Source organism: Pseudonocardia sp. (assembly GCF_029263155.1).
Taxonomy (GTDB): Bacteria; Actinomycetota; Actinomycetes; order Mycobacteriales; family Pseudonocardiaceae; genus Pseudonocardia.
Map to the genome: position 1 here is coordinate 21,498 of NZ_JAJCYB010000022.1, position 15,222 is coordinate 36,719.

Annotated in this window: 9 protein-coding genes; 6 read left to right on the forward strand and 3 right to left on the reverse strand. The window is 77.3% G+C overall.

The window, feature by feature from the left end:
- Positions 1-21 precede the first annotated feature (21 nt).
- From Q1K26_RS03605 to Q1K26_RS03615, 3 genes are read right to left on the reverse strand one after another with little or no spacing between them, the layout of a single operon-like run.
- Positions 22-2,109, reverse strand: a complete 2,088-nt coding sequence (locus Q1K26_RS03605; RefSeq protein ID WP_300007699.1) for a S8 family serine peptidase — start codon at positions 2,107-2,109, stop codon at positions 22-24.
- On the reverse strand, positions 2,106-4,457 hold the full coding sequence (locus Q1K26_RS03610) for a hypothetical protein (protein WP_300007700.1): 2,352 nt from the start codon (positions 4,455-4,457) through the stop codon (positions 2,106-2,108). Before Q1K26_RS03610 ends, Q1K26_RS03605 begins: the two co-directional genes overlap by 4 nt.
- Positions 4,454-8,431: a hypothetical protein gene (locus tag Q1K26_RS03615; protein WP_300007701.1), complete on the reverse strand. Its 3,978-nt coding sequence runs from the start codon at positions 8,429-8,431 to the stop codon at positions 4,454-4,456. Before Q1K26_RS03615 ends, Q1K26_RS03610 begins: the two co-directional genes overlap by 4 nt.
- Positions 8,432-8,604: 173 nt before the next feature.
- Here Q1K26_RS03615 and Q1K26_RS03620 point away from each other — a divergent pair, with 173 nt between their 5' ends.
- From Q1K26_RS03620 to Q1K26_RS03645, 6 genes are read left to right on the forward strand one after another with little or no spacing between them, the layout of a single operon-like run.
- Positions 8,605-10,170: an ABC transporter substrate-binding protein gene (locus Q1K26_RS03620; protein ID WP_300007702.1), complete on the forward strand. Its 1,566-nt coding sequence runs from the start codon at positions 8,605-8,607 to the stop codon at positions 10,168-10,170.
- Positions 10,170-11,735: an ABC transporter substrate-binding protein gene (locus Q1K26_RS03625; RefSeq protein ID WP_300007703.1), complete on the forward strand. Its 1,566-nt coding sequence runs from the start codon at positions 10,170-10,172 to the stop codon at positions 11,733-11,735. Before Q1K26_RS03620 ends, Q1K26_RS03625 begins: the two co-directional genes overlap by 1 nt.
- Positions 11,732-12,679 carry an ABC transporter permease gene (locus tag Q1K26_RS03630; RefSeq protein ID WP_300007704.1) on the forward strand — a complete coding sequence of 316 codons (948 nt, stop codon included), beginning with the start codon at positions 11,732-11,734 and terminating at the stop codon, positions 12,677-12,679. Before Q1K26_RS03625 ends, Q1K26_RS03630 begins: the two co-directional genes overlap by 4 nt.
- The gene (locus Q1K26_RS03635; RefSeq protein ID WP_300007705.1) at positions 12,676-13,620 is read left to right on the forward strand and encodes an ABC transporter permease; all 945 of its coding nucleotides are present in this window, start codon (positions 12,676-12,678) and stop codon (positions 13,618-13,620) included. The genes Q1K26_RS03630 and Q1K26_RS03635 overlap by 4 nt, the downstream gene beginning before the upstream one ends.
- Positions 13,617-14,543: an ABC transporter ATP-binding protein gene (locus tag Q1K26_RS03640; protein ID WP_300007706.1), complete on the forward strand. Its 927-nt coding sequence runs from the start codon at positions 13,617-13,619 to the stop codon at positions 14,541-14,543. Before Q1K26_RS03635 ends, Q1K26_RS03640 begins: the two co-directional genes overlap by 4 nt.
- A complete protein-coding gene (locus Q1K26_RS03645) occupies positions 14,528-15,217 on the forward strand; it encodes a dipeptide/oligopeptide/nickel ABC transporter ATP-binding protein (protein ID WP_300007707.1) in 690 nt (229 codons plus the stop codon). The genes Q1K26_RS03640 and Q1K26_RS03645 overlap by 16 nt, the downstream gene beginning before the upstream one ends.
- Positions 15,218-15,222: the final 5 nt, after the last annotated feature.

Sequence of the window (15,222 nt, forward strand, 5' to 3'; positions counted from 1 at the left end):
GCCGGGGCGGCGCGGCGCCGTTCACGGCAGCACCCCGGTCGCGGCCACCCGCTCGTCGAGCAGCGCGGTCAGCGGGGTCCTCAGCACGTCCGTCGAGGCCTGCATCGCCGCGATCAGCGCACCGGGCAGGCTCACCCGCCCGACGTCGGCGACGAGGTTCGATCCCCCGGAGATCCCGTCCCCGCCGACGGTCGGGATGTGGAACCCGGCGGCGCCGGGCTCGGGGCCGTCGAGCTCGGGGGCGCCGGCGAGCACCGCGCCGACGACCTGGCCCGCGGACAGGTCCGGGAACGCGCTCCAGACCAGCGCGCAGACCGCGGCCACGATCGGGGTGGACAGCGAGCTGCCGCTCCCGGTCCACCAGCCCTGCGCGGGCTCGGTGTCGGGGAACGCGACCGCCCCGCCGGTGACACCCATCGTGGTCGCGCAGACGTGCGGGATACGTACCCGGTGCGCAACGGTCGCACCCTCGGCGGGCGGCACGGTGATGCCGTACCCGTGGGTGCGCTCGACGCCGAGCCAGCGACCCGCGGCATCGGGCCCGCACCCGCCGACGACCAGGACGTTGTCGGCGTTCGCCGCCGCCACCGCCTCCAGGTTGGGGGCGTCGGGCGTCGGGTCGCCGGGCTCCGTGGCGTTGCCCGCGGCGAGGACGTGCAGGGTCTGCGCGGCGCGGGCGCGCTCGCGCAGCCGCAGGGCCGAGACCCCCTGGCGCGTGCGCACCGCGGCCGCGGTGATCGCGGCGTCGGCGAGGCCGTAGCTACCGGAGAGCACCGTCCGCCCACCCGCCGGGACCGGCCTGCCCCAGAAGTGCACGTCCGGCCGGACGTGCTGCGCCAGGGTCACGTCGACGTCGTCGAGGGTCACCGCGAGCAGCGCGGTGGCGACCATCGCGCCGTGCCGGGCCATCCGCTGCTGCGCGGCCTGCCACGCCTCCTCGTAGCGCGGGGTCTGGAGGTCGAACCACCTGTCCATCGAGATGACCGAGCTGCCGAACTCGCCCCAGGCGTCCCCGATGTCGTCGGCGTCGGCGGCGGCGAGCGCGGCGTCGACGTCGGCGAGCCGTTCGCGGAGCAGGGCCGCCGACTCCGAGCTGAACAGCAGGTCGGCGTCGTGTGGCGCGGCGGACTGCAGCTCGGCGATCCACGTCGCCGTCCGTTCGACGGCGAGGCGCAGGTCCGCCCAGGTCGTGCGCAGCTCGGTGACGGCCGCGGCGACCGCGGGGTTGCCCACGGCGGCGACATCCGCGGCGCAGAGCTCGACCAGCTCGACGAGGGCGTCCCGGGCGGGCCCGACGGTGTGGGCGTAGCGGGCGGCGCACCGCTCGACGGCGCTGCGGGCCCAGCCGTCGTGGTCCCGGCGGGGCGGCGCCCCGTCGAGGGCCAGCGGGGCGGGCCGGGCGGCCCCGAGCCCGGAGAGCACCGCCTCGATCCCCGGGGGTGCCGAACTCTCCACGAGGACGGCCGAGACGGGGGCCCCGCGGACCCTGGTGATGTGCTCGTGCAGCGCGGCGCGCAGGCCGTCGTCCGCCCAGGCCTGCAGCGCCGCGCAGCCGGCCACGGTGGCGGTGGCGGCGTCGGTGGCCGGGAAGGCCGCCCGGCCCGCGGGCCACGGCGGCGTCCCGGTGTCCAGGGTGCGGCCGATCTCCCCGAGCAGCAGGTCCTGGCCGGTGAGCGGATCGGGCGAACCGGTGAACAGCCGCCGGGTCTCCACCACTCGGGCGGCCGCGACCGCGGGGGTGTCGAGGGACACCGCGTCCAGACTCCCGCCGAGCCTGCTGCCGGGGTCGACGACGACGGCGTCCGGATCGGGGGTGCCGGTGAACCGCCAGGCCCCGTACCCGGGGGCGGTGGCGGTGGCGACCCAGCCGATCGGCACCCCGAACGCGGCGGTGAACGCCTCCGGCGTCCCGCGCAGCGCGAGCGTCGGGCCGTCGACCGACTCCACGGTCAGGCCGAGCTCCTCCAGCGCCGGCACCGCGGCGTGCACCCGGTCCGGATCCGGGGTGAACGTCGTGCCCGGCACGCCGGTGCCCCCGACGCCGTCGAGGACCGAGCGGCCGTCGCGGGACCGGACGAACGCCGTGGCGTGCACGGTGGGGGGTCTCACGACGCACCGTCCCCGGGCGCGGCCGGGGACCGCTTCATGATGAAGCACAGCTCGTAGTAGGCGGGCCGGACGTCGACGGGCTCCCCGCCGCCGGTCCCGGACGTCACCGCGGTGGCCTCGACCCGGGCGGTGCGGCTCCAGGCGAGCTGCTCCTCGCTCCCCGCGCGCGGGACGTAGACCTGCAGCGTCGCGGCGTCCACCTGCTGACGGAAGGCGACCTCGCCGGACGCGTGCACGGCGTCCAACGCGGCGGCCACCTGCGGACCGAGCCCGCGGACGGCCGCCATCGTCGCCCGGTGCGCGGCGTCGCGCTGCTCGCGCACGCGAAGGTGGTCCATGTCGGCGACGACCGCCCGCGTCTCCGGCGACACCATCGGCACCCAGTGGGCGTGCTCGGCGGTGTCCACCGACGCCTCGTGGGTGTGCCGGGGCAGCTCCTCGACCCGCAGCGTGCGCCGGTCGGAGCCGCCCGTGCGCGATGTCCCGGGCCCTTCCGGGGCCCCGCCGCGGACGAACCGCCCGACCAGGTCCGGGGTGCCGTGGCTGCCGTCGCAGAGCAGCCAGCCGTCGGGGACCTCGGCGGCCGGGCCGTGCCACATCACGATCGTGCCCGGCGGCAGCAGCTCGCCGTAGCGGTCGTGCACCGCCCCGTGCACCTTGAGCGCGGCCGCGGCGGTGTCGCGGTGCACCCGGGTCTTCTCCACGTCGAGCACCCGCTCGTCGTCCCAGTAGCCGGGCACGTCCTCGAGCCGCAGGCTCACCCGGGTCCGGCCGGCCGGCAGGTCGGTGAGCAGCCTGGCCACGACGATCCCGACCCGCTCCGAGGGGCCCAGCAGCCGGTCCCGGGTGGGGGTCAGCACCCACTGCGGCGACTCGTCCTGGGTGTCCACCTCGACCCGCCAGTCCGCCGGTTCGGTGGACACCCGTGCGTCGAGCAGCTGGTCGGTGGTGCCCAGGGCCCACGAGTCGTCGGGGCCCCCGGCGTCGAGGCCCAGCACCAGCGCGGTGCCGACCCCGTCGACGGGGGCGCGCAGCAGCACCGGGCGCGACGCCGAGGAGTTGGCGAGATACAGCCGCAGCGTGTTCGGGGTGATCCCGTCGTTGAGCACCACCGGGTCGCCGGTGACGCCGAACCGCAGCGGGGAGCGCCGCCGCCCGCGCCGGCCGACCACCCGGGCCACCCCCACCCGGGCCGACGACCGGCCGGGATGGTGCGGGTGCGGATAGCACAGCTCGAGGTGGGTGCCGTGGCTGCCCAGGTCCCCGGCGGCGCGCACGTGGTCGAGCGTGACCGCGATGGTGCCACCCGGCGGCAGGATCGTCGGCGCGGTGACCGCGAGCAGCAGCGACACCCCGCCGTCGGGCCGGGTCAGCGGCTCGACCCGCCAGCGGGTCGAGCCCGGGTCCACGGCGTGGCGGGCGTCGCCGGCCAGCGCACCGGGCCGGAACCGCAGCTCCAGCCACCGCGCGCGAGGGAGGTCGGCCGCGGGCAGGTCCACCGGGAACGACGAGCGGTTCTCCAGCACCACCGCCGCGGCCCGGCCGGGTGCGTCGTCGTCGGTGATCGCCAGGGTGGGCTCGTCGGCGGCGTCGCAGAGCCGGAACGCCAACGGGGCCGACTCGTCGACGTCGGGGTGCGCGGCCAGGTCGGCATGGCGCTGCGCGGTGAGCTCGGCGGGTGCGCGGAGCTCGCGGTGGAGCCGGACCGGGCCGACGTGCAGGCCGCGCACCCCGCGCCGCCGCTTGACGACCTCGACCCGGGCGGTGCGGCGGAACGGCAGGTGGTCGACGACGGTGGGGTGCTCGGCGACCACGGTGGAGCCGACGAGCAGCCGTGCGGTGCGGGTCGGGCCGTCCCAGAGCACGGCGAGGTGGTGCCAGTCGCCGGGGTGCAGGGCCTCCCCCGTCGAGGCCGGGTGCTCGGCGGGGCCGTCGAGGTCGACGGTGGCCCCGAACCGCTCGTCGCCGACGACGACCTCGACCCGGGTGCGGCGGGCCCGCTGGCGGGTCAGGTGCAGCGCGACCAGCGGCGGCGGCTCGCCGACCGCGGTCGCGACCGGGTCGTCGTCGGACTCGTGGGGTTCCTCGGACGCCCCGGGGATCAGCTCGCCCCAGCGCACCCACACGGTGAGCGCGAGGGCGGTGCGCGGCTGCTCGGCGTCCGGTACGGGCAGCGCGAGCCGGCCCTCCACACCGGGCACCCGCACGGCGGCCCCGAGCACCGGGTCGGGCACCCGGTGGTCCTCGCCGGGGACCCACGCGCCCGCGGCCCGCTCCGGCCGGATCCGCGTGGGCGCGGGCCGGGAGGGGTCGAGGTCGACCACCGGCGCCCGTTCGGCGGTGCTCATCCGGCCTCGTCCTGCCCGGGGACGGGGGACAGCCGCAGCCAGCCCTCGCGCAGCTCCTGGGGCCCGGTGAGGGTGGCATCGGTGCGCGGCTCGCGCAGCGCGGCGGACGGCGTCTCGTGCCAGCCGGTGCCGGTCCGCTCCAGGAACGACCAGCGGTGCCCGGGTACCACGGGCAGCGCCACCTGCAGGACGTCGGGATCGGACAGCAGCGGCGCGGCCGGGAAGGTGACCGCGATGCGGTCCAGCGCCGGGCCGTACTGCTCCGGGGGGATGGTGAGCACCTTCGTGGGCAGCACGCCGGTGGTGGCGTGCACGCTGCCGCGCGGGTCCATGAGCATGGTCAGGTGCACCGGCGGCCCGTCCACGGTGAGGGTGATGTGCCCGCCGCCGCGCTCGATCCCGTCGGCCGCCGGCTCGTCCGGGCCGGCCTGGGGAGCGGCGAGGCGGTCGTCGGCGAACCCGTCGCCGCGTTCCTCCCAGAACCCGAGCAGGCCGTCGTCGAGCAGGCCGTGCTCGCCCAGGCGTAGCGGGAACCGGACGTCGGTCAGGCCGGCGGTGCTGCGTGGGGCACCGCCCAGGGCGGCCCGCAGCTGCGGCCAGCCGCGGTCGACCGGCGGGGCGCCGAGGATCTCCAGCCGCACGCTCGCCCGCACGACCGCGACGGGGCGGCCGGTGAGCAGCGCGAGCGGGCTCTCCCGGGCGTGCGCGTCGGGCATCACCTGTTCCAGCCCGGCGACCAGGGTGGCCAGCAGGTTCCGGCGCTCGGGGGCGCTGCGGTGCAGCAGGTGCACCACCACGCGGCGCAGGTGCGGGTCGGCGATGTCCTCGGGCGGCACGATCCGGTCCCGCCCGGGCGCGGGACGCCAGCGGCCCGGCACGTCGACCGAGCCCAGCGCCTGCCCGTCGGCGGCGTGCACCATCAGCCGCTCGTCGAGCACGTCGGGCACCAGCCAGCCGCAGACCGGGCCGGTCGAGGGATGGTCACCGGCCTCGTCGGAGGGGGTCCCGGCGGCCAGCCAGCGCAGCTGCAGCCGGGCGGGCGGGACGAGCCGCGGCGGCAGCGAGAACACCTCGACCCGGTCGGTGCCCTCCCCCAGCCCGGTGATCGGCATGGCCTGCGAGCCGCGCAGCGCCGGACCGGAACCGTCCACGGGCACGTCGCGCACCTGCCCGAAATGGTCGACCAGCCGCAACCCGACCAGCTGCAGCCGGCCCGCCCGGATCGGCATGAAGTGCAGCAGCGGGCGGGGCGCGTCGCGGGTGTGCCGCCCGATCGCGCGGGCCACCCGGGTGGCGAAGGCCCGGGCCTCGGGGAAGGCGAGCGGGTCGTCGATGCCGACCGGCAGCGTGGGCTCGTGCATCAGCAGCGCCGCGTTCAGGCCCGAGAGCGACACCGACCGGACCGCCCGCCCGGCATCGGTGCCCAGGTACTCCCCGGCCTGCGCGGCGACCTCCCGGACGAACGGGTTCGCCGTCTCCGGCAGCCGCTCCAGCGCGGCCCGCAGCTGCCGGCCGGGGTGCGCGGAGAGCATCGAGCGGCCGGTGACCAGGCTGACCCGCGGCGAGCGCGGCGCCGTCCCGGGATGGCGGGGTTCGAGATCGGGGCGGTTCTCGCGCAGGGTGTAGCGGCGGGTGAGGTGGCCGGGGGCGTAGCGGTGCCCCACGTTCCCGTGGTCCCCCTCGGCGGGTTCCCCCTCGGCCGGTTCCTCGTGCAGGGCGACGGTCCAGTCGAGCATGATCGGCTGCCGGTCCCCGGCTACCGGGTCGGCGCCGCGGGCGGCGGCCACGATCGCGGCGATCTCACGGGCGACCGGCGACGACGGGCCCGCCGGGTCGCCGCGGTCGTCGTGCGCCGCGACCAGTCCGGTGGCCGGCTCGGCGCCGAGCCCGACGACGCCGCAGTACACGGTGCCGCCGCGTTCGGGATGGCGGTCCTGCGCGGCCACCGCGGGCCCGGCGAGCAGCAGCACCGGGTCGCGGGGCCGCCAGAAGCGCGGGCCGGGCCGCACGTCGAGCTCGTGGCGCACCAGCCGGGCCGGTGCCAGCGCCCCGGGCAGCACCAGCTCCAGGACCACCCGGTGGCGCTGGGCGCGGCCCACCTCCCGGGCCCGCTCTGCGGCCACGGCGCTCCACCGCTGCGCGTGCCCGGCGTGCTCGGCGCGGGGGAACAGCGAGCGGGCGACCCGGGCCGTGGCCTGCGCGCCTGCGGCGTCCGGGGCCGCGTCGCCGAGCCAGGCCACGACCGCGGGGGCCGCCGTTGCGGGGACGGGGACCTCGGGAGGCGTCGCGGCGCGCACCACCCGGCGGAGCGCATCGAGAGCCGCCGCGCGCAGCGTCGCGTCGTCGGGCCGCGCGGCCAGACCCATGGCGAGGTCCGCCCCGAGCAGACCCGCGGCCCCGGCCCGGGCGGCGAGAAGCGGCCAGTCGAGCACCTCCTCGGCCCGGACCTCGCACCTGCGGGCGTCGTCCTCGGCGAGCGCGGCGGTGATCGTCGTGGCCAGCGCGGCGAGCTCCCCGGTGACCCGGTCGGCCTCGACGATGTTCGTCTCCAGGTCGGCCAGGCTCGTCAGCTCGATGTGGTGGCGCAGCTCGTCGACGTCGGGCCGGTCGAGCCGACTGCCGCGCGGCGGGTACTTGCACTCCAGGTAGGCGCACCAGTCGGAGTGCAGCCCGGCGGAGAGGACGTCCTGGCGGCGGGCGAGCCGGTCGCGCTGCGCCCCGAGCCGGCCGAGCTCGGCGAGCCGGGCCAGGACCGCGGCCGGCGCGGTCCCGGCCGTGCCGCCCGGGGAGCTCGGCGCGTCCGCGGGCAGCCCGCGACCGCGCGCCCGGACCGTCCAGCCCGAGCCGCCGGGCACCCCGACGAACTCCTTGTCGTGGCGGGCCTCGCGCAACGTGGCGACCGCGTCGGGCCGGGACGGGTCCAGGCGGGAGGCCAGCAGGATCGACTCCAGGGCCTCCTCGTGCCGGGCAGCGGCGGCGTCGTGGTGGTCGTCGGGGAGGTGGGCGGCCGTCACCGGGTGCTGCAGGTCGGCCAGGTGCGCGGCCAGCGCCTCGGCACCGGTGGCACCGAGCACCACGTGGTCGAGCCGGTCCGGCGCCGGCGCCGGGGCTGCGGGCGGGTCCCAGCGGCCCGCGCACAGCAGCCGGGTCGGCCGGGCCACCGGGGTCTCGTCGGAGGCCACGGCGGTCCAGCCGAACTCCTCGCGCAGCCCGGCGATCAGCTCTGCGTCGCTCAGGCCGGGGTGCGCGGCGGCGTGCGCGGCGACCGGGTCGTCCCGGAGGCGGGAGTACCAGCCGAACACCCGGTAGGGCCCGCCGCCCGGGCCGGGCCGGTGGAAGCCGAACACGCTGCGGCAGTTCGGGTAGTAGGCGTGGAAGGCCGGGTGGCCCCACCCCAGTGCGGTGAGGCCGTCGAGATAGTGGGCGTCCGGGTCGTGCGGGCGCCAGTCGGCCAGCGGGATCCGGCGGCCCAGGTACCGGAACGGGGCGCGGCCGCGCTGGTCGGGCGGCATCAGGTAGGACACCGCGTCGGTCGACGCGTCGGCGCCCTCGGGGTGCAGGTAGTCGCTCTCCACGACCCACCAGCCCCCGGGCGCCCCGACCAGCCACCGGTCCGGCGCCCGCGGGAACTCCACGGACGCGGCCGTGGCCCGCGCGGCGGCCGAGTCTGCGGATGCCCGCCCGGCGGTTGCCTGACCGGCGGGTGGCCGACCGGCCGGGCGGTGCCGGCCGCGGGTGAGGGCCTCGGGCAGCGTCCAGTGCAGGTGGTCGCCGGGCGGCAGCCACGCGCTCGCGTCCTCGAACGGGGTGGCGGCGACGGCCTCGGCGAGGTGTGGTCGGCCGGGGTTGACGTCGCGACGGCCGTCGTACCACGGGAGCCGGGAGAAGTCCGCGAGCGGCCCGGCCGTCACCGTCTGCTCGTCGACGGTCAGCAGGTCCACCCGGACGGGGACGACGAGCGCGTGGGAGATCACCCGGGCGTCACCGTCATGGCGGCGAAGCGTAGGACAGCGGGTCCGGTCGGCGCCAGAGTCGACCCCAGATCGGAACGATCCGTGCAAATTACCCTCTTACTTGAACAAGTGTTCATAACTAAGGTGAGCGAAACGCGCGGACCGGCCGCGCCGTCACCCGATGGAGGCGTCCCGTGGATCGAGTCCGCCGAATCACCCGCCTCGCTGCCGCCGTCCTGTCGGCAGCGGTTCTCGCCGCCTGCGGGGCACCGCCGACGCAGGCACCGTCCGCCGGGGCGCCCGCCGGCCCGCTGCGCATCGCCACCTCGTTCACGATCGACTCGATGGACCCGATCCAGGAGGGCTTCTGGATGCCCGAGTTCGGGGTCGCCGAGACCCCGATGCGGGTCACCCCCGACGGCGAGCTGGAGCCCTGGCTGATCGCCGGGCTCGACCGCTCCGACGAGCGGACCTGGGTGCTCACCCTGCGCCCCGACGTCACCTTCCAGAACGGCACCCCGCTCGACGCGGCGGCGTTCGCCGCGAGCATGACCCGCCAGCTCATCGAGTCGCCCTCGGCCCAGGCCCAGCTCGCCGGGGCCACCGCCGCGGCGAGCGGCGAGCTGGAGGTGACCCTCACCACCCCCACCCCGGACGCGAGCGTGCCGCACGCGCTGGCGAACGAGGCGGTGTTCGCGATCTACGACAGCGCGACGGTGCAGGCCGCGGGCGAGGACGTCGCGAGCCTGGTGGGTGCGGGCATCTACACCGGGCCCTACGCGGTGCGCGCCCTCGACGAGCAGCGCGTGGAGCTCGACGCGTTCGCCGGCCACTGGGCGGGCCCACCGCCGCTGCCGGGGGTCACCGTCCGGTTCGTCGCCGACGCCCAGGCCCGGATCCTGGCCGTGCAGAACGGCGAGACCGACCTGGCGCTCTACGTCCCGACCGACGCCAAGCAGGTGCTCGAGGGCGACCCGAGCGCGGTCTTCGTCACCCCGGAGCGGGGCACCGGCACCGCGACGCTGATGATCAACCTGCAGCGGGAGCCGTTCGCCGACCCCGCGGCCCGGCGCGCGCTGAGCCTGGGCATCGACTACGCCCAGATCGCCACCGAGGTCCTCGACGGCGCCTACGACGTCGCGCAGAGCCTCTACTCGACCGTCCACGACTTCGCGGTGCCCAACCAGCGCACCGACACCGCCGCGGCGACCGCGCTGCTCGACGGGGCCGGCTGGCTCCCGGGCGCCGACGGCGTGCGGGCCAAGGACGGCACGCCGCTGCGGATGGTGCTGCTGACCTACCCGCAGCAGCCCGACACCCAGACGATGGCCATCGCCGTGCAGTCCCAGCTCGCCCCGCTCGGCTTCGCCGTGCAGATCCGCCAGGTGGAGGACGTCAACGCCGCGCTCGCCGACGACCCCGACTGGGACGCCGCGGTGGTCTTCAACGGCACCGCGGGCTTCACCGGGTCCCCGGAGCCGTTCCTGCGCCGCTACCTGGTCACCGGAGGCGACCGCAACTACGGCGGGGTCGCCGATCCCGAGCTCGACGAGCTGACCGCGCGGCTGGGCGCCACCTTCGACGAGGCCGCCCGCGCGGATCTGCTGGCCCGGATCCAGGAGATCGTGATCACCGAGCGGACCTACCTGGGGGTGCTCGCGGTCAAGCGGTTCCCGGTGGTCGCCGCGCCGGAATGGGCCGGCTACGAGCCGTCGAACTCGCTCAACCACGTCACCGCCGACACCCGGCCGGGTGCCTGATGCGCCGGCTGGTCACGGTCGCCACGGCCGCGCTGCTGCTCGCGACCCTCGCCTGCGGCGGCCCCGCCGCGGACGACACCGACCCCGGGCAGACCGGCGGCGAGGCCGCCCCGCTGCGGATCCTCAACTCCTTCGTCGCCACCGGCATCGACCCGGCCGAGCCCGGAGCGCAGTGGTGCTGGGAGTTCGGCTACTGCGAGCACCCGATGCGCCTGGGCGCGGACGGCGAGCCGGAGCCGTGGGTGCTCGAGGCACTCGACCAGGTCGACGAGCTGACCTGGCGGCTGACCCTGCGCGAGGGTGTCACCTTCCAGAACGGCACCGCCGTGGACGGGGCCGCGCTCGCCGCGGGCATGCAGCGCCAGATCGACGAGTTCGCCGCGCTGGCCGCGATCCTGCCCGGCGCGACCGCGCAGGCCACCGGCGCGCTGGAGGTGACCCTGCGCACCGCCGAGCCGGTGGCGATCGTCCCGCAGCTGCTCGCCGAGCGGACCCTGTTCCCGGTCTACGACGCCGCCGCCGTCCTCACCGCGGGCGAGGACCTGGCCGGGGCCGGGATCTTCACCGCGCCCTACGCGGTCACCGGCCTGGACGACGAGCGCCTCACCCTGGCCGCCCATCCCGGCTACTGGGGCGGCACCCCGGCCCTGCCGGGCGTCGAGGTGCGGTTCGTCAGCGACGGGCAGGCCCGGATCCTCGCGTTGCAGAACGGCGAGGCCGACATCGTGCTCTACCCGCCGGGCGGCGTGCAGGACATCCTGGCCGGCCAGGACGCGATCACCCTGCGCCGCCAGCCGGTGGCCCAGGAGGCGATGCGGCTGGCCCCGAACGTCGGCGAGGGCCTGACCGGCGAGCTCGCGGTGCGCCGCGCGGTCGCGCTGGGCGTGGACTACCGCGCGATCGCGCAGGACGTGATGGGCGGGCTCTACGACGTCGCCGAGGGCATGTACCCCGCGGAGCTGCCCTACGCACTGACCACCCAGCGCACCGACCCCGCCGAGGCGGCCCGCGTGCTGGACGCGGCGGGCTGGGTCCCGGGGCCGGACGGCGTGCGCGCCCGCGACGGGGTGCCGCTGTCGCTGGTCCTGCTCGCCTACCCCCAGCAGCCCGACACCGCGACCGTGGCGGTGGCGATCCAGGCCCAGCTGGCACCGGTCGGCATCGGGGTGGAGATCCGGCAGGTCGACGACATCAACGCCGTCATCTCCGAGCCGCCGCAGTGGGACCTGGCCCTGATCTTCAATACCACCTACTCGTTCTTCAGCGGCGACACGGTCACCCCGCTGCGCCGCTACCTCTACTCCACCAGCGAGGACAACGCCGGGCGCTGCGGGGTCGCCGATCCCGAGCTGGACTCGATCATCGACACCCTGCAGGGCACCGTCGACGCGGGCGAGCGCGACCGGCTGCTGCGGCGGGCCCAGGAGATCGTCATGTCCGAGCAGCACTACCTGATGATCGCCGGGCTCAAGCCGTTCCCGGTCCTGGTCAACCGGGCCTACTCCGGGTTCGAGGTACCCACCGACCGCCGGCTGATCACCGCAGAGACGGCCCCTACCGGGTGAGCGGGGCGCTGCGGCTGGTCGCGGGACGGTTCGGGCAGGCGCTGGCCGCGGCGTTCGGGGCGAGCATCCTGGTCTGGGCGCTGGTCCCGCTCGCCCCGGGGGACCCGGCCCTGCGGGTGCTGACCTCGCGGGGCGTGAGCGACCCTCAGCCGCTGGAGATCGAGGCCGTGCGGATCGAGCTGGGCCTGGACCGCCCCCTGGTGGCCCAGTACCTGGACTGGCTGTCCCGGGCGGTGCGCGGGGACCTCTCGGAGTCCTACCGCACCGGCCGCCCGGTGCTCGACGAGCTCGTCGCCCGGCTCCCGGCCACCGCGCTGCTGGCGGGGGTGGCGATCGCGATCGCGGTGCTCGCGGCGTTGCCCGCCGCGCTGCTGGCCGCGGCCTGGGCCGGGCGCTGGCCCGACGCGCTGCTGCGCGGACTGGCGCTGGTGGGGGCGGCGATGCCGGCGTTCCTGGTCGGCCTGATCCTGCTGCAGGTCGTGGTGCTCGGGCAGGGCTGGGGCCGGGCGCTGTCCGACGGGGCGCCCTCGCAGGTGTGGCTGCCCGCGCTGGTGCTGGCGCTGGGCCGGGTGGCCGACTGGTCGCGGCTGCTGCGGGCGAGCCTGCTGGAGTCCGCGGGCTCGGGGTACACCCTGGTCGCGGCCGCGCGCGGGGCATCGCGGGCCCGGGTACTGCTGGTGCACGCCCTGCCCAACGCGCTGCTGCCCTTCCTCACCGCGGTCGGGGTCGGGATCGGGGTGCTGATCGGCGGGACCCCGATCGTCGAGGCGGTGTTCACCTGGCCCGGGATCGGCGGCTACGTCGTGCAGGCGATCAACGCCCGGGACCTGCCGGTGATCCAGGGCTTCGCCGCGCTGGCCGCGCTGGCCTACGTCGCGACCAGCCTGACCGTCGACGTCATCGGGGGCCTGCTCGACCCGCGCACCCGCAAGGCGGCCGCATGAGCGGGCGCGGCGTGCTCCCGGGGTCCCGCAGGGCCGACCTCGCCCGCCGCGCCGTGCCCGCCGCCTGGACCGCCGCCCGCCGCGAGGTGCAGGCCGTGCCCGTCCGCCGCGGCGTGCTGGCGCGGCTGCTCGCCCACCGCACCGGCCGGGCCGGGCTCGCGCTCGCCGCGGTGCTGCTGCTGGCCGTGCTGGCCGGACCGCTGCTGGTGGGGCAGTCGACCACCGAGCTCGACCTGGGCGACAAGCTCGCCCCGCCGGGGCCCGAGCACTGGCTGGGCACCGACCAGTTCGGCCGCGACCAGCTCGCCCGGCTGCTCGAGGGCGGGCGGCGCTCGCTGGGCGCCGCCGCGCTGGTGCTCGCCGGCGCGCTGGTGATCAGCATGACGATCGGCATCGCGGCCGGGCTCGCCGGGCCGGTGGTCGACGCGGTCGCGATGCGGGTGGTCGACGTGCTGCTCGCCCTGCCCGGGCTGATCCTCGCGCTGGCCGTCGTCGGGGTGCTCGGGCCCAGCTTCTCCAACCTCGTCCTGGCGCTGGTGATCTCCTCGTGGGCCTACTACGCGCGGCTGGCCCGCAGCTACGTGCTCGCCGCGCGCTCCCGCGGCGACGTGCTCGCCGCCCGGATGGCCGGCATCCCCGGCCCGCGGATCGTCGCCGGCCACATCGTGCCCGGGGTGGCGACCCAGCTGCTGGTGGTCGCCACCCTCGACCTGGGCGGGGTGATCGTCGCGATCGCGGGACTGTCGTTCCTCGGGCTCGGCGTGCAGCCGCCGGACGCCGAGTGGGGCGCGATGCTCTCCGAGACCCGCCTGTACTTCACCACCGCGCCGTGGCTGCTCGCCGGGCCGGCCGTCGCGACGTTCCTCGCGGTCACCGCGGCCAACCTCGTCGGCGACGCCCTGCGCGACGTCGCCGGGCCGGACGCGGGCGGGCGGCTGTGACCGATCCGGCCCCCGGGTCCTCGCCGGTGCTGTCCTACCGCGGGGTCGACGTGACCTACCCGGGAGGTGGGCACGCGGCCCGCGGGATCGATCTCGACGTCGCGGCGGGCGAGTGCCTGGCCCTGGTCGGCGAGTCCGGCTGCGGGAAGACCACCATCGCCCGCGCGGCGGTCGGGCTGCTGCCGCCGGGCACCCGGGTCTCCGGCTCGATCCGGGTGCGCGGGGTCGAGGTCGTCGGGGCCGGGCCGCGGACGTTGCGGGCGCTGCGTGGGCGGGCGATCGGCTACGTCGGCCAGGACCCCTACGCCGCCTGCAACCCGCTGCACCGGGTGGGCGGCCACGTCGCCGAGGCGTGGCGGGCGCTGGCGCTGCGGCCCCCGCCCGGCGGCGTCGGGTCCGCGCTCGCGGCCCTGGGCATCGCCGACCCGGCGGTCACCGCCCGGCGCCATCCCCACGAGTGGAGCGGCGGGATGCTGCAGCGCGCGACGATCGCCGCCGCGGCCGCGCACGACCCGCCGGTGATCGTCGCCGACGAGCCGACCACCGCCCTGGACGCCGACCGCGCCGACGGCGTCCTGGCCGGCCTGCGCGCGACCGGGGCGGGGGTGCTGCTGGTCAGCCACGACCTGCTCGCGGTCGCCGGGCACGCCGACCGGGTGGCGGTCTGCTACGCCGGGCGCGTGGTCGAGACCGGCCCGACGGCCGACGTGCTCGACCGGCCCCGCCACCCCTACACCCGGGCCCTGCTCGCGGCCACCCCGCGCCCCGGCGCGGGGCTGCCCGAGCCGCTGCCCGGCACCCCGCCACCGCCGACCGACACCGGGCCGGGCTGCCCGTTCGCGCAGCGCTGCCCCGAGGCCGACGCCGACTGCCACACCCTCGCTCCCGGGCTGGAGGACGACCTCGCGTGCCACCACCGGTGAGCCCGGCCCTGCAGGCCGTGGACGTGTCGCGTCGCTACGGGCGCGGCCGCGGCGCGGTCACCGCGGTCGCCGCGGCCTCGCTGACCGTGGCCCCCGGGGAGATCGTCGGCATCCACGGGTCGTCGGGGTGCGGGAAGTCGACACTGCTGCGGCTGCTGGCCGGGGTGGAGCGGCCCACCTCCGGCACCGTCTCGCTGGCCGGGCGCCCGCTCGCCGGGCGCCACCCGGTGCCCGGCGCGGCGATGCCGATCCTGCAGGACCCGGTCGGCAGCCTGGACCCGCGCTGGCCGGTCTGGCGCTCGATCACCGAACCGCTCACCGCGCCGCACCGCCCGTCCCGCCCGGACCGCGCCGGCCGCCGGGAGATCGCCCGCGAGCGGCTGGAGACGGTCGGGCTGGCCGGGCTCGACCTCGACGCGCGGCCCGGGGAGCTCTCCCGCGGCCAGTGCCAGCGGGTGGCGATCCTGCGCGCGCTGGTCGCCGAGCCCGCGGTGGTGCTGGCCGACGAGCCCACCTCCGCGCTGGACGTGTCGGTGTCGGCGGGGATCCTGCACCTGCTCGCCGGGGTGGCCGGGCGCGGCGCGGCGCTGGTGGTGGTCAGCCACGACCTCGCGGTGCTCGACGTGCTCTGCCACCGGGTCCTGGTCATGACGGGCGGGCGGCTGCCCGGGTGAGACCG

Excerpts from the sequence above, each read along its gene's own strand:
- Q1K26_RS03610 (WP_300007700.1), bottom strand. The coding sequence starts at position 4,457 with ATGAGCACCGCCGAACGGGCGCCGGTGGTCGACCTCGACCCCTCCCGG.
- Q1K26_RS03625 (WP_300007703.1), top strand. The coding sequence starts at position 10,170 with ATGCGCCGGCTGGTCACGGTCGCCACGGCCGCGCTGCTGCTCGCGACC.
- Q1K26_RS03635 (WP_300007705.1), top strand. The coding sequence starts at position 12,676 with ATGAGCGGGCGCGGCGTGCTCCCGGGGTCCCGCAGGGCCGACCTCGCC.